The sequence below is a fragment of the Rathayibacter sp. AY1F3 genome (assembly GCF_002931975.1).
Classification (GTDB): Bacteria; Actinomycetota; Actinomycetes; order Actinomycetales; family Microbacteriaceae; genus Rathayibacter.
Genome location: NZ_PSVF01000013.1, coordinates 70,134 through 89,000, shown reverse-complemented (window position 1 = coordinate 89,000; position 18,867 = coordinate 70,134). Strand labels below are relative to the sequence as shown.

The window sequence follows — 18,867 nt, the reverse complement described above, 5'->3', positions numbered from 1 at the left end:
GGCGTCGTCGACGTGAACGTTCACGCACCACGCTAGGCGGGCGGGAGGGGACGGGACAAGTGCGGCGCGAAGCCTGTACGTGAACGTTCACCACGAGACCGGGGGCGCTCCCCCGCTGCTCGAGCGGCCGGGCGGAGGGAGCGGCGCCGCGATCGCTTCCGATGCCGAGCGCCGCCTCGGCCTCGGCGAGTGACGGCAGCGGCCCACGCGGAGATCGCCGAGGGCGTCGTTCCGCCGGAACAGGTCGCCGTCGCGGCCGGACGGAGCACACAGGCAGCGGCGCCTCGGAGTAGTCCGCCTTCCGCGGCGCCACGAGTACCGTCCCGAGTGGGGTGCCTCGGCGGGACTCTTCATCGGACGGGTCTGTCGGGACCCTGCGCTCCGCGGGATCCCGCGGCCGGTTCTACTGCGCGCACGTGTACCGGTGGACGATCCCCATACGGGACGTCGCTGGTGCTCGTAAGCAGATCGACCCAGCTGAAGAGCGCTAGCGTGAATTTCGTCGTGGGGAGGTTGGATGCGAGATGACTCGAGAGAGCCGAGTCAGCCCTCCGCAGCGAACCTGCGCGAACAGACCGCAGCGCTTTTTCTAGGCATTTCCACCACCAGAGATGTCATCGCGTTAGCAGCAGATCTCCTCGCGGATGGACACGACAGTCCTTCGCTGACCGCTCTCGCCTCCCTCTACGCAAGCGCAACGTCCCCTGAGGTCTTCGACCTCAGTTCGACCGCCCTCGTCGAAGCTGGTGACCCGCCGCTCGACAGGGACAGCGAGGAGATCCCGCTCCTCGCCCTCCGAGTCGCATGCCGACGCTTTCTTGCTGGCGACCTGGACCTCCGAGCGTTCTCCTCGTGGGCTCATGACCTGATCGGCCATGACGGGCCGGAAGCGGCGCAGCCCTTTGTCGAAGTAGACGACGTGCTCGACCTGCACACGGTGTCCCACCGCTCCAGGAGAGTTACTCGCCGCTACAGAGAAGAAGTCACCCAACTCGCCGCCACCTACCTCGCATCGACAGCAGCGCACCCAAAGGACCACCGCTAGCGGCACCGCCCGGTCAACGATCCCCATACGGAACGCTGCGCTCGGAGCGTCTTGCCTTGCTTGCGCAGCGTCGTGCGGAGGATCATCTCGAAGGTGGCAGATGATTGGTACCGCGATCCCGGCTGGGATTCCACGGACCGTGACGAGTTCGAGCGTCGTCTCAGCCGAGCCCGACCGCACAACCGTCAGCAGTACCTCAAACTTAAGGCCATAGCTCTTCGTGACGCGGGCCTGATCGACGCCGCTCGATCCCTGCTCATCCGAGCAGTGGACTACCCCGAGCCGGATCTCGCCGTTGAACGCGCGCATAGTCGCGAGTTGCTCGGAAACATTGCTGTGCAGACCGGCGACGCGGAAGAGGCCCTGCACCAGTACCGGACGGTGATCGAGGAAAATCCGACCTTGAACGGCACATCGGGGTCGATACCCATCGCCGCCGCCGAGGTACTCCTTGCCCGGAGAGGTCCAGGAGACGTCGAGGAGGCCATCGCCCACCTCGACTCGTGGCCAGCTGGCGCCGGCTTCCAACTCTCGTCCGAGATTTTCCGGTGGCATCTTGCGCGCATCAGCGCGGCGACGATCAAGCGCGATGTCGATGCCGTACGAGAGTCTGCACGCGCTGCTCTGCAGCTGGTCGAGGCCCCACCTCAATTCCGGTTCCATCCGACCGTCGGCCTCGTTCACACGGACCGCAAGACGCTGCGCCAGCTACGTCGCTGGGCGAGGTGAACCCGAGCCGCCTGCACCAGCAGCAACGGATGCTCTCAGCACCTCTTTGGGCCAGCTCGCTACCGGACCGATGAACGATCCCCATACGGAACGCTCCATCGACTCTCCCGTGGATGCGAGACTCGGAAGAAGACCCATCGTTACAGTGCCAGCGCTCCTCTCCTTCGCAGCGCGGTACGTTGTGCTGACGAGGCACAGGGGGATGCGGTGGAATCGACAACGCGCCTGAGGTGGGTGACCGGAGCCGCAGTGATGGCGCTCACGACGACGCTCATGGCCGGGTGTTCCGGCCCCGACACCGAGGCCTACTCCGATTTCAAGCGGGCACAAGACGAGCGAGACGCTCTTCCCGACGTCGGCACTGTAGGAGACGGCTACGAACCCGCCTCGATCCGTTACGTCGGCTCAGCCGACGGATTGGACGTCTGGATCGGGTCGCAGATCACGACCGGAGGCCGGTGCGTGATCGTGGACGGAGAAGGCGACAACGAAGACGGAAGCGGCTGCGGGGATGAGTTGTCGCTGAACGGAGCATGGGTCGTTCAGATACACACCGATGGCGCCGGTCCGGACGACGCTGATGGCCTCGACTGGACGAGCCTCGGTGAGAACGTCTCTATCCGCCGGTACTAACCACCCCGTTCCTCACGTCGACCGCGCGGACGAGCATGTGAGAACGACCCCTACCGGCCGTCCGGTCGACCATCCCCTCACGGGACGGCGATCCCTGAGAGGGTAGATGCACTGGGAGGGGGAGAACATGGCACGTATGACTTGGGCGGAGGCCCCCAGCCCGGTACGTCGCGCGTTCGAGGACGCGATCGACAGCAAGGTCGTGGGAGCGGCGAGCCAGTCAGGAGGCTTCTCCTCGGGAGGCGCCGACCGGTTGGTACTCGCGGGTGGCCGTCGCGTCTTCGCCAAGTCGATCAGTCGCGCGCGGAACGCGGGGACGTTCGACCTGCATCGCCGGGAAGCGGCAGTCGTCCGCGACCTCCCCGCGTCGGTGGTCGCCCCTCGACTCGTGGGGATGATCGAACAGGACGACTGGGTGGTGGTGGGGTTCGAAGACGTCGACGGACGGCACCCCGGTCCCGACGACACCACGGCTGTACTCGACGCGCTGGACGCCCTGCCTCTCCTCGACAGCCCCTCGGCGCTTCCGCGTCTCTCGGATGAGCTCACGCCCGACGCATCGAGCTGGGACCGCCTCGCCGCATCGGGGGCCGTCGCGGACCTCAACCCGTGGGTCCGCACACACCTCGGGCGGCTGCGGGAAGCGTCAGCGCAGCTTCCGCAGGCGGTCGAAGGGGATCACCTGGTGCACCTGGACTGCCGCGCTGACAACGTGCTCATCGACGCGAGTTCGCGGGTGTGGTTGGTCGACTGGCCCTGGGCCTGTATCGGAGCGCCCTGGTTCGACTCGGTGACCTACCTCCTCGATCTCCTCGTCAGCGATCCGCACGGCGACGCGGAGAGCTACCTCGAGCACCGCTCCCTGCGGGGGGTCGCAGCGGAAGCGATCGATGCGGTGCTCGCGGGCGTCGCGGGCTCGTGGGTGGAGACGCTGCGGACACCGGCACCGGAAGACATGCCTACCCTTCGCGAGTTTCAGCGGCGGGAAGCCGACGCCGCACTCCACTGGCTCGAACGCCGCTGGACCTGAGAGAAACCGACCGACCCGGAAAACCATCCCCTATCGGAACGGCGCAGCTCGCGACCTTTTTAGCCGCTCTCAGAGCAGGCCGAGAAGGCGAGCGAACATCCACGCGTAAGGAACGATCCCCGCGATACCCATCACGTAGCCCGACCAGTGGTTAGAAACCTGCCGTGTCAGCCAGCCTTCTTTCCTTCCTGAGAGGATGGCCCAGACGACGACGAGCGCGCCGATCACCACCTGCGCGGGCACGCCGATCGCGTCCTGGAGCCAGGCTCCGACGACACCAGCGCCAACCAGCACCAACCTCAACAGGTCCGCCACGGTGGTGTCGCGTGGCTGTCCTGCGCGACCGAGAGCTATCCCGCCGAGTGTTCCGATTCCGATCGCCAGGGGCAGAGATGCCTTTTGGAGTAGCGGGTCTTGATCGGACGAGGCGGTGACGAGCGCGAAAACCACCGCCCCAGCCAACAGGAGTAGTCCAATAACGACCGAGACGAGGGTCGGCATGGGCTCGGCGCGCTGCGAGGTCATGACTCGCGATCCTATGGTGGCGCGTCGTCTCGGGCACGCGCGTTGAGTAGTTCTACCGACGTCATGGGCTCAGTCTGCGGATCTGCCGGCCGCCATGCGGCACCGATCAGCAGCTGGGTCCCGCCGGAGTCGTCTCGATCCTCACGCTCACAGCGAACGCGAAGGCGAGGCGTGCATGCGCCGTGGGAAACTGAAGGTAGATCAACTGGTCGCATAGGCCGGTCAACAACTGAAGACACCCACACTGACACCGCGAAAGCGGTGGGCAACCGGACACCGCGAATGCGGTGGATTTTCAGCAGTTGAGCATCTCAATAGGTCGAGATACGGCCACCACTTCCTCACCGAAGATCGTCGAGTCACATGCTCCGCGTCCCGCGACGTAGAGCCGAAACCACTCAGACGATGTATCCCCGGCGCGGAAGTAGCAACGCCCCTAGTAGTCAATCGATCTAGGCGCGGTAGCGCGGGCTCTCGCGTCGGCATCGAGACTCTTGTGAGCGACTTCCTCGCCGCGACCGGTACGGTCGCAACCTTCTCCGCCCTTCTGACCGGGCTCGCGACCTTCGGTCCGTGGATCGTCGGGATCTTCTGCGCACTTTTTCTGCTGGTCACTCTGGCCGCACTGGCGATCAATACCGTCGTTGTGCCGCTCGTAGCCATGTTCGGGAACAAGACCCGGAGCGGTAATGCTCGGGCTGTACTCGAATCGCGCTCCGGTGCCGTTGAGCCCAGAAAGAAGGGACCCTCGTGAGCGGTGTCTCCTAGGTGAGGAGTTGCACGGTGACGCCGGTGGCGACGCCCTCGCCCTCGATGGTGGCGAATCCGGTGACGGAGCCGATCGCGTCGACGCCGAGCGAGGAGTCCGGGAACCGGGCGACGAGGGAGGCGCCGCGGTCGGTGACGTGGGTGGCGTCGTAGTTGGCTTGGGTGGCGCTCTCGAACTCGAAGACGAACGCCTTCGTCTCCGCCTGGGAGAGACGGATGCCGAAGTGCTTAACCGTGGCGCCGTCGGCGCCGGTGAGCTCGATGCCGTAGGTGAACCATCCGGCCGGCTGGGGCAGCTCGAGCGGGTCGCCCAGAGTGAAGGTCGCGGTGATCCCGGAGGGGTCGGTGGCGACGTGAACGGCCAGCAGTTCGCGGGGCGTCGGGGTGCTCATGCGCTCACCCTAGAGCTGCGACAGCGTGCAGTCGGCGCCGATCCTGGCGCGGTCTTGGCGCATGTCGCGGATCTACGGAGGTCGGCCGGTTCACTGGTCGTATGACACTCGATGCTGAGCACGCTCCTGTTGATTCCGACCTCTCCCTTCGGGCGGTCGTCGTGGCGCCGCCGCTTCGGCGCGAGGCCGGCGGGTGGGCGTTCCCGATCGCCGCGGCGGGATCTGATCGGGTCGTCTTGGGCGAGGTTCGCGTGGGCGATGAGCTGCAGGAGCGATCGCGGTTCCGGGAGCATGAGGTGTGGCGGGTCGAGGGTCTGGTCGAGTTCTCTCGTGTCCAGGGCGTCGCATTGGACGTCGACATAGCGCCGGGGTTCCTCGTGCTGCACGCGCGATCCGCGCAGCGAGTCGCGCCGGCCCCGCTTGGCTAGGGTCGGCATCGACCAGCGCCTGTGCTATTCAGGCGCCCGGGATCTCGTGGACACGTCCAGGGTGCGGTGGGAGGGTGGGCGCATGTCGAAGCCTCGGACCAAGCTCGCGCGTGCTGCGCTGATCAGCAACGGCATGGTGTGGTTCGGGCTGTCGTTCATGCTCTTCGCGATCGCCGGTGAGCAGACGTACGCGGCGTTCACCGGTGAGTGGTTCAACGTGCTCGGGTGGCTGCTGATCGTCGCCGTGGCCGCCGGCCTGGCGGTGGTCGGTGTGATCGAGAACCGGAACATTCGGGCGGGGAAGAAGTACAAGCCGCGTCCTCGCCGCTGACTACCGCTCGAGCGCGCGTGGCCGTTCCACGCGCGTGACCGGGGGGTCGAGGGGGCTCTCCCCCTCGTGCGGGCCGGCCCGTTTCGGGTCGGCCCGCGCACGCGCTCAGAGGGTGAGCGTGTGGAGGATCAGGGTCGTGGAGCCGATGGGCTTTGGGAAGTCGGTGTAGTCGAGGGTCGCGCGGCGGTTGCTGATGAGGTCGAGTGCGATCAGCTCCTCCTCGGAGTCGTCCGTCATGTCGCCGGGCTCCTCGTCCCATTCGCGGAGGACCTGGCGGTCGGCGTCGAGGACCTTCCACAGTCCCCAGACGTGGGCGATGGGGCCGGTCGTCTCGTACTTGAAGACGAGGGCGGTCGCGGTGGGCCAGCCGTAGGCGGCCGCGGCGTCGACGGCGACCTCGGCGGCTCGCAGCGTCGGGTCGTCCTGGTACGGGTCGAAGCGGTGGGCGGGGCGGGGTGCGGTGGTCGTGGTGGTCATGGTCGGGTCTTTCTGTGCAGCAGTGGGAGAAGAGGAGGAGGGGCGGGGACCGGCGTGGGCCGGTCCCCGCCGGGTGGGGGCTAGCTGAGCCCTGCGGCGTCGGCGGGGGTGCTGTCGCCGGTGACGACTTGCTCGACCGGGGAGAAGACAGCGAGCGCGGGCGGCGTCAGGAACGCGATCAACGCGGCCGCGTAGTCGGAGCCGTCCTCGGTGACGGGGAACCCGCCCGGGCAGGGTGTTGCGGACATCCGCGAGGATCTCGGCGTCCGTGGCGGCGGCGTCCTCGTCACACTCGCCGCGGCGGGTGACGAGGATGAGGGCGAGCTGGTCGGCGGTGGCGCGGCCGGTGTCGGTGCGGGTCATGGTCCGTTCCTCTCAGCGGGTGACGGCGGAAGCGTGGCGGTGGAGGGCTGCGCGGCAGGCGGCGGCGACGCATCGGCGGAACGATCCGCTGGTGAACGCGTGCAGCTGGTCGGAGTGCCACGCCTCCCACGTTCCTGACGGACGGCGGGTGACGTACACGGACGGGGTGGTCGCGAAGTCGGCGCCGACGACGCTGACGCTGCGCTTGCCGTTGAGCGGGACGTAGGTCGTGGCGACGGTCTGCGGGACGGTGGTGGTCTGCATGGTCTGGGGTGCTCCCTCTGGCTGATCGTTCTTCTTTGCCTCTCCGGCGGGGGAAACCGTTTGAGTGGAGGCGGCGGAGTGACGCCGATCCCGGGCGAAGTGAGCCCGCAGGGCGCGTCCGGGATCGGTGGCACGGAGCCGCTGGAGCGAAATAGGTTGAGACCGCGGAGAGGTGAAGAAAACGCGCAAGAACGGACCGCATCGCGGCCTCCCTCCCCCGGCATCGCCGGTGCCGCGTCTAGCGGCCCCCGGAACGGGTAGGAGAGCACAACGGTTCGGCTACTCAGAGACCGTGAGCAGTCCAAAATCGCCACGGTGTGCCTTGCCGCGGTAGAAACGCAGCTTGCATCACGGTCGCAGCCGGGTTCACCACCTTGTCGCTTCCACGTCACATCACGAATCAACGTCCCTGACAGCTGTGACAGGGAAAAATTGCAACACAAACTAGCTCTGGTTAGTACTCTACGAGTATGGAAATGTTGCAAATACACCCAGCAGGATCATCGATAATCGCCCAAGTGAGCGCAACACTTTTTGTTGCTTCAGTGTTCACCGGTTCCAACATGGGCAAAATTATAAACTTGAAATTAGCCTTGTTCTTTTTTCTCGTAAGATTTTGTATCGGGATTGGGCTTTTGCTGACCACAATAGTATTCACCTATTTTGCCGCATTCGAGATCGAACTAAGCGGAGCTGTTAATCAGGTCGTTTTCATCATGATGGGGGTATTGATATTGGGTTTCATTGTCCTGATGTTTGACCACCTTTTACTTCCCCATCTTCCCGAGGAATCCGGGGATGCAGAATGACTGCCATCAATTCTTAGCGTGCGTGCGCGGTCGCGAGCTCGCCCCAATGCGTCGTGGCGCGCAGGGAGAGCGCTTCGCGCTTCATCGTCCACACGGGCCCTTTGCGGATCCCAGCGAGCCCGAGACCGACCGCGGAGCGGCCGTGCCGCTTCGTCACGGCGTCGATCGTGGCGCCGAGTCCCTTGGAGTCGAAGGCCGTATCGAAGATGTCGAGGAAGGCGTGGGAGCCCTTCGGTAACAGGTTGGTGAGGATCACGCGCGCTCGCACGTACCGGGCCCCCTCGCGCAGGCGCGGGCGCAGCGTGCCGATCGCGGCCTTCACGATTCCCACCGGGTCATCGGTGGGGACGGGGAAGCCGGCGAGGCCGCGGGCGGACTCGTACGGCGCGTCCGCGAACGGCGACGTCGACGCGAACACGCTCATCGTCTTCGTCACCGACTCCTGCGCACGGAGGCGGTGCGCGGCGCGCTGCGCGTAGACGGAGAGCACCTGCTCCATCTGGGCCGGGTCGTGGGTGGCGACCTCGATCAGGGTCGCGCGAGCGTCGGCGTCGTCCTCGAACTCCAACAGCACCGCCGCCTGGTCCAGGGTCAGCTCGTGCTCATGCAGAACGGACGTGACGGTCGCGGACTCCGCGACCGCGAGGCCCTTCTTCACCGCGTCGGTCTTGGTTCCGGTGCGCTTGGCGATCGCTGCGGCGGTGACGCCCGCGAACGCGAGCTGCGCCCACGCGGCGGTGCGGTCCGCGACCGAGAGTTCGGCGCGCTGGTCGTTCTCGATGATCTGCTGCACGATCCGGTCCGCGGTCGTCTCGTCGCCCTCCAAACTCATCGCGACCATCTATTTATGGGGATCGGCCATTGAGCCAACTTTCGTGCGGTGAACGAACAGTGCGTCTGCGGAGGTGAGCGTCCAGTAGGCATTAGGTTGATGCCCGACACTGCAGACCTTTGGGGGAATAATGAAGCTAACTAATGTGTCCATCGCCGGTTTCCGATCCGTTGAATCGATGGGCAGTTTGCCGATCGGTTCACCAACCGTGCTCGCTGGACACAACGATGCGGGCAAGACCGCCATCATCGACGCGGTCTCGTTTCTGCTCGGCTCCCGGAATATAGACGACGCGGATCGGACGTATCTCAGAGGCCAACCCGCGGCCGACGGGGAAACAGCTGCGGGTCGTGTTGACGAGACCTGGGTCGAGGGAACGTTCGAGCTGCGGGAAGCGGAGGCCGCCTTCGGGTCGTCGCCTCTACGCGTTCGCCGCATACATCAGAAGGGCACGACGTCCCTCGAGGTTCTCAAGCAGGTCCCCGCAGATCCCCGTCTGCGGGACTACTCGGGGCTCAACGTTCCAGTTTTGAAGGATCGGTTAGCCAGCTACGGGCTCTCCACGAGTGGAAACAAACCCGAATTAATTAGCCGATTGGATGAAGCTGCTGCTGACGCCGACAAAGTGGAGACGTGGAGCCCCGCCGAAACGGCCCTTGATCGAGCACTGCCCGCTGGACAGCGCTTCAACGCAGCTAGTGCCGTGAATGCCGAAACCGCGATCCAAACAACGCTGCTCACGGCGTACCGGACGCATCTCGAATCTGATGAGCTGAAGGGCGACGTGCGAGAAATCGAGGTCGAACTCGAGCAGAAGCTCGTAAAGGACGCCGCAGATATTCGTGACCACATCATGCGAACAGTGCAAGACATCGGCGCCGTCACGATCCGGCCCACAGTCAGCTTTACAAGCGCGAACGGACTGAAATCAACCCAGATCACCGTCCGGAACCCAGCGGGCGAAGAAATTGGGCTTCAGGTCTCTGGCGCCGGGCGTGCCCGCCGTATCGCCCTAGCGGTCTGGGAGCACAACTCGACGATGCTCGCGCGCTCAGGTGAAGACGTGGTGCTTCTCTACGACGAGCCAGACACCCACCTCGATTACGGACATCAGCGCGAGCTTATGCGGCTGATTCACGAACAGACGGAGCATCCAAATATCACAGTGATCATCGCCTCGCACTCGATGAACCTAATCGACGGCACCGACATCAGCGACGTCATCCATGTCAAGCACGCTGAGCATCGCACCACCCTCGAGCGACTCGCCGATGACACCCAGGTCGGTTCCCACCTCGGCGCCATCGCGGCCAGCGTCGGGCTACGAAACACTGTGCTTCTGCACGAGCGGCTCTTCGTCGGCGTTGAAGGCGAAACGGAAGCAGGCGTCATTCCGGTCCTCTTCAAGCTAGCTACTGGCCGCCACCTTGAATCTTGCGGTATCGCGCTCTGGCCTTGCAACAATAACGAAGGAGCGCTGCGCTTTGCTCAGTTCCTTGCGAATCACGGCCGCGGGGTCGCGTTCCTGGTCGATTCCGATTCGAAGACCGTTGCTAAACACGTTTTCAGTAACGACCGGCTGAGCAAAGCTGGCCTCCATCCCGACGAGCACTGCCTCTATATAGGGGATCCGAATGAGATTGAGGACGTTTTCTCGGACGATCAGTGGGTGTCCGCAGCCAACGACCTATGGATTCGGGACGGAGATGAAGCCCCGTCCGACACGTGGTCAGAGGCCGACTTCGCAGCACTCCGCGGTGAAGGCAAGAAGTTCAGCAGTGACGTCCTCAAAATGTTACGCACGGGCTCGAGCTTCGCTCCGGCGGGGAAACCCGACATGCTCCTGTCCCTCGTACTGCGCCTCAATTCAAAGACTGACGTTCCAGCGCCACTCGTCGACGTCTTCGAGCAACTTATGCAACGAGCGCAGTGAGCCTACGCTCGCGCATCCGCGCAAGTCGTTGTGCCTGCGTAGGAGCTTCCCAAGAGTGCCCTCCCACGGACCGCACCCACGCGTGGCCGTGGCCGATCCGAGCAACACCGCACCACCGGCACCCATCTGGGGTCGGCGCCAACGCGTGGCGCATCCTCACGAATGTAGTAGACACGAACAACCCCCTGCCAGTCAGGAAGATCACACCAGCAACCACTGACATTTGCCACGCCCGCCCCGCACGGGGGGCAAGCTGGGCCTGCAACAAGACGCCGCGAAGTGGCGGTGTCGAGCGTGCCCGGCCGCGTGTAGCTAGGTATGCGGAGGTCCCCGCGAGCGGCGCCTGCTGCTTCTGTCGTCTGATGCCGGTTCTGTCGTCTGATGCTGGTCGGCGTGACGGCCGCCCGCCCGAACGGAACCCAGTTCGGCCGGCCCCTGTCGGATCCGGTCGTGAGGCGATCGCCACAGAAACGAGAGCACGGGGACGCACCGCTGAGGAGGCCGCCCGTCTTCTTTGGTGGAGTCGGGCGACGCTCTACCGACACCAGGAGGACCACGCGGCTCGCGAGAGCGCAACGATATAGCTGACGACGGACTACAGAGCGCACCAAGTTGCGTGCATGGATTCCAACCCCGTCAGCATCAGCGATGTCGGACTCGGCGGCTTCCGGCAACTAGGACGACCGTTCGCCCCCTTCCCCGAAAACTTCGCTGAACCGCCTCCACCCTTCCCCAAATTCTTCATCCATTGCTGGCGTAGGAGGTAGGTTCCCGTTGGCATCATATTCCCCTACATACACATCAGCGACAGTCTCGGAAATTGGCTCCTTGACAGTAACCTCTTCATCGAAGACCGGGCCAAGTTTAGGGATCGCTCCCCGCTTATGAAGCTGTTCGATCAGATTGAGTGTGCTCAGAGTCTGAAGCATAATTTTTGCTACCAGCGGAACGGCGGCTTGATACCGCTCGCGGACTCCAAAGACTTGCCCCTTCTTTCGATGCTCGGCATCAGCATGCACCACATCGCCGTATATCCAGGCCAACGCCAACCCACCATCATTTATTCTCTCGACGGGAGCTCCACTCGCTTCCTGAACCATCACTTCGTAATATCCTCCTGCGTTACCGTCTCCGATCAAAGCGGCCCAGCGCTTCTTCATAAGACGGAGCGCGTCAATTACCGGCTTGGGAGCCTCGCCTTTTTGTGCAAAGAATAGAATCGCGTTCATCGCCTTGGCGTGATACGTGGGATCATCCTGCAAGATTAGCGGTCTGACTCTCGCCGCCGCGCTTTCAAGTTGCTCCTCCGGCGGGAGGCTCCAAACAATTTTTGTCTCGTGTGATTCGGGGTCGAAACTTACATTAAATTTCGGCGATTGCAAATCGACTAGTAGTCGAATATCCTTCGCAAGTGAGTGTTCGCGAACACGACGTGCTCGCAACACGAATGACTTAAGGGCAATCATGTGCTTATCTTCGAGGTTGTCTGGCACCGTTCCTCCTACCACTCACGGCGAAGGATCCCTTCACTACCTCGAGGTCGCGACGTCTTTCACCTACACGAACGCTACGCCGTTCCGGCGAAGGCGCGCTTCGCTCCTTCGCTGCGCGACCTCGAAGGTCAGGCTCGCCCTGGTGGATCAGATGCGAAGGTCCGATCGATGGCGCTAACCTACTCTCATGCTAGAGGAATTCACCAAGCTCGAACCGGACACGAACCCCAATCGACCCTCGCCGATGGATTGGCAGCGATACTCGGACACCGTTTTGCAGGAGTGGTACGCACTTCTTTTGACCGATCCGGACGAGCCTGCCGTTCAGGAGTTCTTGGAGTATCACCCGGCCATGATTCCGGGTGGCAGTGGCGACGTTGGCCCCGGTGGACACCACGGCTCAGATTTGCATGCCGTTTTTGCTCGACCAACACTCAGCGGAGCAGGCCGTAGCTTCGAGCCGGACTTCATGTGGGTCACTCGATCGTCATCAGTAATCACGCCGATTCTGATCGAAATTGAGAAGCCCTCTAAGCAGTGGTTCACCATCGAGGGCCGACCCACGGCTACCTTCAGCCAGGCGCACGACCAACTCAATGACTGGAGAACGTGGTTCAGTCGTAGCGGCAACGATAAAATCTTCCGAGAGCAGTATCTGCTTCTAGATGACGATCCACATAAGCCACTCGTTCCCCAGTACGTATTAATCTACGGTCGCGCAGCGGAGTTTCAGTTTGGAGGACGGCACAAAAATCCGGACGAATTGACAAGCAAGCGCAACGGGATGCGCCTTCCCGACGAAAAATTTTATACCTTCGATTCTCTCAAGCCGCGTTTCGAGCACAATTCCTCTATAACGTTCAAAATGCGCGCTACGGGGCCTGAGCCATATGCGTTCTCTCCAATGTTCATGCCTGGGCCGTGGATTTCTGATGGCGCTCTCATTCTCGGCGACTTCAGCCAGGCTCTTACTCGCACGAAGTTGATGGCTGATGAACGGCGCACATATATCAACACGCGACTCAACCATTGGCAGGATATTGAAAGACAGAAGAATGCGGGGCAAATTCGAATTGGAATAAGGAGTTTAGGTCGGGAGTGACCCTCCACTCGCGTGCCGCCAAGCAGCCCATCAAGATGGATTTGGACGTTCTCGGATATTGGGACGATGATGCGAACTTATACTTCATCGCTACGGAGGAATTGGGTTTAGCGCAGGCGACCGTGATGGACGACTCGCAAGCGATGGAACTGATTCGCCAGTGGTACGCCGGCGACCTGACGCTGGAGGCTCCTACGTCCGTTCCTTTAGCGGCAATTCATGCAAGCATCCAGGGCGTCGTTCGTCTGGACGTCCTGAGGTTCTACCTGGCGCACCCAGATCGGACCTACGACTCCGACCCGTCGTCGTGGCGTGCGCAGGGCCCCTTAGCCGTAACTGTGAGGCCCGGCCGTACGGTCCTGGTGGACGGAACACATCGGTGGGCTTCTGCACGAATTCGCGGTGAGCAGTCCTTCTCAGCGCAGATCCTGCGCACGGCTGACGGCGCGTCCTAATCCGCAAAGTGAACTTAGGCGGCGCTCGTGCTCGCACGTACGCGTCGCTCGACACGGGGGTGCAACGTCCGACCAAGGGTTGCCGCGCGGGCGAGCCCGGATACCACTCCGGGTCGCGGTGCCACGTGCAGCACCTCTTTCGCCTGCGGCATGCGCGGCAGCCACGCGGTCTGGCGGAGGTCGCGGAGGATCGGGTTGGGGCGTGGGGCGTGTGTCGCGCGCCCGCCTCGGTGGGCGCCGGGTCGCCGAGGGTATCTCGCACAGCGCCGCACGACTGCGCGGCGCAGCCTGCTCCAACCCTGCCAGCAAGATTTCCCTTGGCCCACGCGAGGAACTCACCGGCATCAGAGCGCAATCGCGCAGCCCGTGGGCCACCACTGCAGGACGATACTTGGCGGCATATATCGCGCTCCGAACACAGCCCTAATCCGAACACCGCGCGGACCGAACACCAACCTTGCGCCAGTCGGTGAGCATCAGTCGTCCCACCGGTCGCCGCGATGCGGGTCGTGCTCGTCGTTGACCGGGGACCAGGCGTGCAGCTCGGCCCACTTCTCGGCTGCGTCGGTGTGTCCGGCCTGGGTGAGGAGGTCGATGATGCCCGTCGCGCGCCAGCACGGCAGCGTCGGAGCGATCGCTTCCGTGACTGCCGGGTCGGAGAGCGTGGCCGCGAAGGCCGCCTGGTAGGTCGCCGCCGGGTCGGGCGTGGTCTGCTGCTGCTCGCTCATCGGTGGGTTCCTTCCGGGGTGTGGGCGTCGCCCTCGTCGTCGTCGCTCGCGTGCTCCGCGATCCACAGGTCCGCGGCCTCATCTCGTCCGAATGCTCGCAGGAGTCCGGCCAGCGCGTCGACCTCGGCGCAGCTGAGTCGCACGGCCAGCTCGTCGGCGGTGTCTCCGTGGGAGAACACGGACGCGAACTCGGCCACCGCGCCCCAGAGGGTCGGCTCCTTGGCCGCGGGACTGGTGGTGATGGTGTCGGACATGGCGTTTGCTCCTCGGTGGTGGTGCGGGTCAGGATTCGGTGCGGGTGAGGGTGTCCACGAACATGACGCCCTCGGGTCCGGGGATCGTGGCGGTGTGTGCCAGCGCCCACCCGTTGCGTGCCAGACCTGAGAGGTCGACGTCGCGCTCGGCGATCCGGCGCAACTGGCTCTGCATCCCCTCCTCGTTCGCGGCCGGGACGAAGGTGCTGACGGTGGTGATCTGCTGCATGTTCTTCCTCTTCCTCATCGTTTTTTTGCCGTGAAGGCGGTTCTCCGCCTTTGCAACCGGAGGGCGCAGTGCAACCCGCAGGGCGGCGGTGGAGAGAGTTTCGGCGCGATGTGAGGGAGCGCCGCGACCGCGTGCCGAAAGTCTCGGAGGAGCCGGTGGCGCAGCCACTTGAACGGAGCCCGTAGGTAGCTACGACCGCAGCGAAGCGGAGGGAGCCGCCGAAGGCTTCACGGCAAAAAATGATGTGAGCCCGTAGGGCGACCAACGGCGGCCGGCGCAGCCGGGCGACCTCCTGGCGGCGCTCCGTCGCCGCTGCACGAGCACAGCTCGCGCCTCCTGGAACGGGATCCCCAAGGAGCGTGAGGGGCCCGCCCCTCACGGGCTACTACCTATATAGGTAGGTAGCCCGTAGCAGAACGCCGATGGAAGCGCGACACGGCTCCACAGTCTGACGAACGCTGGTCTTCGGGCATTGCAGTCGAACGCATCAGACCCCGGAACTTCGACGGGAGCCTCACAATGTCAGACGGTCTCGGTACGGTGCCTGTCATGAGCACGGATCTAGACGTTCAGCCGTTCGAAGACGCTATGTGGGCCGCAGTGTCAGAGCTGGCACGGAGGCGGGCGCAGATCCAGGTTCTCGAAGACGAGCTGAAAGAAACCCGTAACGACGTCGATACTGCGATTCAGCGGTACGCGGCCGCTCTGAGCATCGAGGGACGCCCGGTGTCACGCGAAACTGTGCGTGCTCTCTACTGGGAGCACAGCGATGTCCGAGCGGACACGATCGCGCGGGCCTTCGCGATTAAGGGCGGCGCCGGGCAGGTTCACCATTACGCGGGAGTGGACCACGTCGACGTTCCCTGCCCAGACGGATGCGGCGCCTCGGTGCGTCTCACATCCCGAACTGCTGCGGTGAAGCCGTGCGCGTCGTGCACTGCCAGAACGAAGGAGCGTCACGAAGGAGAATGGGAGGCGGTCCGGCGCGAGCAGCAGCAGAGGCGCGTCGAACGCGATGCGTGGATCCGCTCCGAGCTAGTGAAGGGGCGCTCCTCTGGTGATCTCTACGCTGAGCTGGTGGGAAAGTACGAGACGAACGGTCCTCTTCCCATGCTTCGGCAGCTCGAAGAGGAGATCCGCGGTGCCGCTCACTCGTCTAAGTGAGGACTCCTACCGGCTCGATACGCTTCCGGCGGCGCTCCGACGCCGCTGCACGAGCGCAGCTCGCACCTCCCGGAACAGGATCCCCCGAAACCCTTCTATGAGTCAGAGTCAATTCAGGCGTCGCAGCGCCTGTCGCTGGCCGGACTAGCTCAAATTGTCCGGGCGCCCCGTAGCCGCCCATCGGGAGGCATTGGCCTGGTGGCGGTAGAGCGTCGCGCGACTCCACCCGACGAGCCGCGCGGCGTCCTCGGGGCAGTGCGGCCGCGAGCTCGCCCGTCGGCGGCGATCAACAGCTTCTCAGCGATCACGACTGGATCCGACAGAGGGCGGAGGGCCTCGACCCCCGCCTCGATCTACGTTTGGACACGGTGTCCTCATGGTCGTGCGAGCAGAGTTCTCTCGGCTAGTTTCTTGAACGACTTGAAAGCGGTGCATCAGTGCAAGCCTCGAACAGATTCCTTTACGTCATCGCCGTGTCGAGCGCTCTGCTTCTGACGGGCTGCTCTGCAGGGGGCGTGTCACCACCCGTGAGCACCGCCAGGAGCAGTGCGCCCTCGGAGCCGGACACCACCGCCGTCGGAAGCACTGAGGCACCAGCGCCCTCGTCTACTGAGCTAGAGGAAGTTGATCTCAATCCTTTTGCCGGAGTTTGTGAGAACATCGCCACCTCCTTCAATTCGTTAGACGTAAGCGGGTATGTTGACTACACAATTACTGACTGGTCATCGATAAAGATCGGAGGAGAAGCCGATCTTGAAACGCCGGACTGCTCGATCGTCCTAACTGCCACGGCACCGGATACGGGAGTTAAACCGGTGACGTATGCGATCTACTATGATGAAAAAGGCGGACAATCCAAACGACTGGAAGCTGCCTTCACGGCAGCTCAGTACATCAAGTCAAGCGATTTCGATGGCGCCTCAGCCTACTCATGGATTGATCCGGTCGACGGCCAAAGGTGGAATGCAGTATTCGAAAACCTTAATTCGGTACTTGAACGCCTGGCCATGGGAACCGATCTGATTGCCCCAGACCCGCTCGCTCAAGTTGGTGGAGACGCTCTCGCAATTACCATTCGCCAACTTTATAGCGGCGATTGAGGTATATTTAGAGCGTTGTGGTTGACCCTCTCCTCAGCTCGCGCCTCCCGGATCGGGATCCCCGGGGAGTGTGAGGGGCCCGCCCCTCACGGGCCGGCCCGAAGGCCGGCCCTCGCCCGATCAGCTCACCGCGGCCGTCTCCGTGGCTGCCTCGCGGGCCGCGTTGAGCTCGGCGGCGGTGCGGTATCCCTGGACGTCGGCGTAGGCGACTTTGTAGGGGCGGGTTCCGTCGTTCCAGTCGAGCGCGACGGTCACGCTATTGGGGTTCACGCGGGTAACGACGTGCCAGCCGAAGCGGTGCTTGATCATGTCGCCCTTGGCGATCGTGTCGCGGCTGTGGATCGTGACCTGCCCGGCCGCGGCCTGCGCCTCGCGAACATCCGACCAGTAGTCGCGGTGGTCTTCGAGCTGCGCGCGCTGGGTGAGCAGCCGCTTCCGGTAGGCGCCGGTCGCGGGGGCGGTCGTCTCGATGTAGCCGCCGCCGAAGTTGTGCGAGCTGCCCTCGATCTTCCGCGTGCAGCCGCGAATGTCGGTATCGATCCGTTCGATGCGGCGGGCGACCATGCCCGGCGCGTAGCGGGATTCGGTGGTGTGGGCGGCGACGTCGGCGCGGGCGCGGGCGCGGGTGGCTTCGCGGTCGGCCTCGACGCTGCGGCCCATCGCGTTGTGGGCCTTCTCGATCGCGTTGCGGTGCCGCGTTTCGGAGTGGTGGCCGATCTTGATCGACTCGCCGCCCTCCGGGAGCCGGTCGAACGCGCGGCGCGCGGCCGCGTCGGCGGTGTCGGCGTCGACGGTGCGGCGGTCGGCCTTCGCGTTGAGCGCGTCGACGCGGGCGGCCTGGCGCTCGATGGTCGCCGCCTCCGCCTCCGCCTCGGCGGTCGGGCGGAACGCCTCGTCGGCTTCGGTGGTGACCTTGTGTCCGGCGTCGCGCAGGGCGGTCGCGGCGCGGTTGATGGTCCACCACTTCGGCAGGCGGTCGCGGGACTGCGGGACGTACCAGGCGCTGATGGAGCGGCCCCAGCGCCAGCCGTTCGCCTTCAGGATCTCGGCGGTGCCGTCGCCGCGGCTGGTCCCCTCGATGATCGTTCCCTTTACGGGACGGCTTCCCGCAGCGTCGACCTCACCCGCACATAGCCTGAGCAGATGAATGGCGTGGTCGATCTGCTCACACCCCGCCTCCGCCTGCGTCGCCTCACCCGGGACGACGAAGCGTCGGTCATGGCGTACCGGGGCGACGCCCACGCCTCTCGGTTCCTCGGCCACCCGTCGCTCTCGGACGGGCAGTACGCTTCCTGGTTCGAGGAGCGGGACAGCGAGTGGGAGCTGCGCGAACCGGGTCATCGCCGCTTCTACGGAATCGAGGTCCGAGCATCGGCGGCCCTCGTCGGCGATGCCGTCCTGATCCGTTCGGCGGACGGGGAGCAGGGCGAGATCGGCATGTTCCTCCACCCCAACACGGCCGGCTTGGGCTACTCGCTCGAGGCGGGCGCCGCCCTGCTCGACGTCGGGTTCGGATCGCTCGGTCTGCACCGCATCATCGGACGTGCCGCAGCTCACAACCGCGGCTCCGTGCGCGCGATGGAGAAGATGGGCCTGCGGCGAGAGGCCCTGTTCCTGCAAAGTGAGAAACGCGGCGAGACCTGGATCAACTCAGCGGTCTACGCGATCCTCGCGGAGGAGTGGGAGCGGAAGCGGCACCACTCGAAACCGACCGGCTGACCATCGCTATACGGAACACCGTCGTTCGGACGGAGCTCCCCTTGCTCGTGCAGCGTCGCGCGGA

The 18,867-nt window shown here is 64.2% G+C and carries 25 protein-coding genes and 2 pseudogenes; 15 read left to right on the top strand and 12 right to left on the bottom strand.

Features of this window, described 5'->3' with window-relative positions:
• Window positions 1–517: 517 nt before the first annotated feature.
• The 4 genes from C5C39_RS17260 to C5C39_RS09770 all read left to right on the top strand — a co-directional run bounded on the left by C5C39_RS17260 (window position 518) and on the right by C5C39_RS09770 (window position 3,437).
• Entirely contained in the window at window positions 518–1,045 is a 528-nt protein-coding gene (locus C5C39_RS17260) for a hypothetical protein (RefSeq protein ID WP_146083916.1), read from the top strand.
• Between the two features lie 93 nt (window positions 1,046–1,138).
• Window positions 1,139–1,774: a hypothetical protein gene (locus C5C39_RS09780; RefSeq protein WP_146083915.1), complete on the top strand. Its 636-nt coding sequence runs from the start codon at window positions 1,139–1,141 to the stop codon at window positions 1,772–1,774.
• A 207-nt stretch (window positions 1,775–1,981) separates the two neighbouring features.
• Window positions 1,982–2,407 (top strand): hypothetical protein, encoded by a 426-nt coding sequence (locus tag C5C39_RS09775; RefSeq protein ID WP_181136366.1) that lies wholly within the window; start codon window positions 1,982–1,984, stop codon window positions 2,405–2,407.
• A 127-nt stretch (window positions 2,408–2,534) separates the two neighbouring features.
• Window positions 2,535–3,437 (top strand): phosphotransferase family protein, encoded by a 903-nt coding sequence (locus C5C39_RS09770; protein WP_146079296.1) that lies wholly within the window; start codon window positions 2,535–2,537, stop codon window positions 3,435–3,437.
• Between the two features lie 69 nt (window positions 3,438–3,506).
• Here C5C39_RS09770 and C5C39_RS09765 read toward each other — a convergent pair whose 3' ends face one another.
• Window positions 3,507–3,962: a hypothetical protein gene (locus tag C5C39_RS09765; protein WP_104353263.1), complete on the bottom strand. Its 456-nt coding sequence runs from the start codon at window positions 3,960–3,962 to the stop codon at window positions 3,507–3,509.
• Between the two features lie 496 nt (window positions 3,963–4,458).
• Between C5C39_RS09765 and C5C39_RS09760 the strand changes: the two genes are divergently transcribed.
• Window positions 4,459–4,716 carry a hypothetical protein gene (locus tag C5C39_RS09760; protein ID WP_104353262.1) on the top strand — a complete coding sequence of 86 codons (258 nt, stop codon included), beginning with the start codon at window positions 4,459–4,461 and terminating at the stop codon, window positions 4,714–4,716.
• 10 nt (window positions 4,717–4,726) lie between these two features.
• Here the strand turns inward: C5C39_RS09760 and C5C39_RS09755 are convergent, their stop codons facing one another.
• Complete coding sequence (locus C5C39_RS09755) at window positions 4,727–5,122, bottom strand: hypothetical protein (protein WP_104353261.1); 396 nt, start codon at window positions 5,120–5,122, stop codon at window positions 4,727–4,729.
• Between the two features lie 101 nt (window positions 5,123–5,223).
• Between C5C39_RS09755 and C5C39_RS09750 the strand changes: the two genes are divergently transcribed.
• Both C5C39_RS09750 and C5C39_RS09745 read left to right on the top strand, forming a co-directional pair.
• Window positions 5,224–5,550 carry a hypothetical protein gene (locus tag C5C39_RS09750; protein WP_104353260.1) on the top strand — a complete coding sequence of 109 codons (327 nt, stop codon included), beginning with the start codon at window positions 5,224–5,226 and terminating at the stop codon, window positions 5,548–5,550.
• A gap of 82 nt (window positions 5,551–5,632) precedes the next feature.
• On the top strand, window positions 5,633–5,881 hold the full coding sequence (locus C5C39_RS09745; protein WP_104353259.1) for a hypothetical protein: 249 nt from the start codon (window positions 5,633–5,635) through the stop codon (window positions 5,879–5,881).
• A 105-nt stretch (window positions 5,882–5,986) separates the two neighbouring features.
• On the opposite strand, the gene C5C39_RS09740 is transcribed toward C5C39_RS09745, so the two are convergent.
• From C5C39_RS09740 to C5C39_RS09735, 3 genes are all read right to left on the bottom strand, one after another.
• Window positions 5,987–6,358 carry a hypothetical protein gene (locus C5C39_RS09740; RefSeq protein ID WP_104353258.1) on the bottom strand — a complete coding sequence of 124 codons (372 nt, stop codon included), beginning with the start codon at window positions 6,356–6,358 and terminating at the stop codon, window positions 5,987–5,989.
• Window positions 6,359–6,438: 80 nt separating this feature from the next.
• Entirely contained in the window at window positions 6,439–6,606 is a 168-nt protein-coding gene (locus tag C5C39_RS17490) for a hypothetical protein (RefSeq protein WP_181136365.1), read from the bottom strand.
• 127 nt (window positions 6,607–6,733) lie between these two features.
• On the bottom strand, window positions 6,734–6,985 hold the full coding sequence (locus C5C39_RS09735) for a hypothetical protein (RefSeq protein ID WP_104353257.1): 252 nt from the start codon (window positions 6,983–6,985) through the stop codon (window positions 6,734–6,736).
• Window positions 6,986–7,503: 518 nt separating this feature from the next.
• Here C5C39_RS09735 and C5C39_RS17255 point away from each other — a divergent pair.
• On the top strand, window positions 7,504–7,794 hold the full coding sequence (locus tag C5C39_RS17255; protein ID WP_146083913.1) for a hypothetical protein: 291 nt from the start codon (window positions 7,504–7,506) through the stop codon (window positions 7,792–7,794).
• A gap of 13 nt (window positions 7,795–7,807) precedes the next feature.
• Here the strand turns inward: C5C39_RS17255 and C5C39_RS09730 are convergent, their stop codons facing one another.
• Window positions 7,808–8,626 carry a DUF4113 domain-containing protein gene (locus C5C39_RS09730; protein WP_146083912.1) on the bottom strand — a complete coding sequence of 273 codons (819 nt, stop codon included), beginning with the start codon at window positions 8,624–8,626 and terminating at the stop codon, window positions 7,808–7,810.
• Between the two features lie 130 nt (window positions 8,627–8,756).
• Between C5C39_RS09730 and C5C39_RS09725 the strand changes: the two genes are divergently transcribed.
• The gene (locus C5C39_RS09725) at window positions 8,757–10,559 is read left to right on the top strand and encodes an AAA family ATPase (RefSeq protein ID WP_104353255.1); all 1,803 of its coding nucleotides are present in this window, start codon (window positions 8,757–8,759) and stop codon (window positions 10,557–10,559) included.
• Window positions 10,560–10,949: 390 nt separating this feature from the next.
• Window positions 10,950–11,143 (top strand): annotated as a pseudogene (locus tag C5C39_RS17870) (recombinase family protein); the annotation flags it as partial.
• A gap of 90 nt (window positions 11,144–11,233) precedes the next feature.
• On the opposite strand, the gene C5C39_RS17250 reads toward C5C39_RS17870, so the two are convergent.
• The gene (locus C5C39_RS17250) at window positions 11,234–12,052 is read right to left on the bottom strand and encodes a hypothetical protein (RefSeq protein ID WP_146083911.1); all 819 of its coding nucleotides are present in this window, start codon (window positions 12,050–12,052) and stop codon (window positions 11,234–11,236) included.
• 187 nt (window positions 12,053–12,239) lie between these two features.
• Between C5C39_RS17250 and C5C39_RS09710 the strand changes: the two genes are divergently transcribed.
• Together C5C39_RS09710 and C5C39_RS09705 are read left to right on the top strand one after the other, a co-directional pair.
• On the top strand, window positions 12,240–13,154 hold the full coding sequence (locus C5C39_RS09710; protein ID WP_104353254.1) for a Shedu anti-phage system protein SduA domain-containing protein: 915 nt from the start codon (window positions 12,240–12,242) through the stop codon (window positions 13,152–13,154).
• Window positions 13,151–13,609, top strand: coding sequence for a hypothetical protein (locus tag C5C39_RS09705; RefSeq protein WP_104353253.1), 459 nt, complete (start codon window positions 13,151–13,153; stop codon window positions 13,607–13,609). Before C5C39_RS09710 ends, C5C39_RS09705 begins: the two co-directional genes overlap by 4 nt.
• Window positions 13,610–14,085: 476 nt before the next feature.
• Here the strand turns inward: C5C39_RS09705 and C5C39_RS09700 are convergent, their stop codons facing one another.
• The 3 genes from C5C39_RS09700 to C5C39_RS09690 are packed head-to-tail and all read right to left on the bottom strand — an operon-like array spanning window position 14,086 to window position 14,820.
• Entirely contained in the window at window positions 14,086–14,337 is a 252-nt protein-coding gene (locus C5C39_RS09700; protein ID WP_104353252.1) for a hypothetical protein, read from the bottom strand.
• Window positions 14,334–14,591, bottom strand: a complete 258-nt coding sequence (locus C5C39_RS09695) for a hypothetical protein (protein ID WP_219813328.1) — start codon at window positions 14,589–14,591, stop codon at window positions 14,334–14,336. The genes C5C39_RS09700 and C5C39_RS09695 overlap by 4 nt, the downstream gene beginning before the upstream one ends.
• A 28-nt stretch (window positions 14,592–14,619) precedes the next feature.
• Window positions 14,620–14,820, bottom strand: a complete 201-nt coding sequence (locus C5C39_RS09690) for a hypothetical protein (RefSeq protein ID WP_104261639.1) — start codon at window positions 14,818–14,820, stop codon at window positions 14,620–14,622.
• A 549-nt stretch (window positions 14,821–15,369) separates the two neighbouring features.
• Here C5C39_RS09690 and C5C39_RS09685 point away from each other — a divergent pair.
• Entirely contained in the window at window positions 15,370–15,984 is a 615-nt protein-coding gene (locus C5C39_RS09685; protein ID WP_146083910.1) for a hypothetical protein, read from the top strand.
• A gap of 144 nt (window positions 15,985–16,128) precedes the next feature.
• Here the strand turns inward: C5C39_RS09685 and C5C39_RS17865 are convergent.
• A pseudogene (locus C5C39_RS17865) lies at window positions 16,129–16,313 on the bottom strand (hypothetical protein); the annotation flags it as partial.
• 198 nt (window positions 16,314–16,511) lie between these two features.
• Between C5C39_RS17865 and C5C39_RS17245 the strand changes: the two are divergent.
• Complete coding sequence (locus tag C5C39_RS17245; RefSeq protein ID WP_146083909.1) at window positions 16,512–17,084, top strand: hypothetical protein; 573 nt, start codon at window positions 16,512–16,514, stop codon at window positions 17,082–17,084.
• 120 nt (window positions 17,085–17,204) lie between these two features.
• On the opposite strand, the gene C5C39_RS09675 is transcribed toward C5C39_RS17245, so the two are convergent.
• Window positions 17,205–18,326, bottom strand: a complete 1,122-nt coding sequence (locus C5C39_RS09675) for a DUF3560 domain-containing protein (RefSeq protein WP_181136363.1) — start codon at window positions 18,324–18,326, stop codon at window positions 17,205–17,207.
• Here C5C39_RS09675 and C5C39_RS09670 point away from each other — a divergent pair.
• The gene (locus C5C39_RS09670; RefSeq protein WP_104257703.1) at window positions 18,228–18,803 is read left to right on the top strand and encodes a GNAT family N-acetyltransferase; all 576 of its coding nucleotides are present in this window, start codon (window positions 18,228–18,230) and stop codon (window positions 18,801–18,803) included. The genes C5C39_RS09675 and C5C39_RS09670 overlap by 99 nt on opposite strands.
• Window positions 18,804–18,867: the final 64 nt, after the last annotated feature.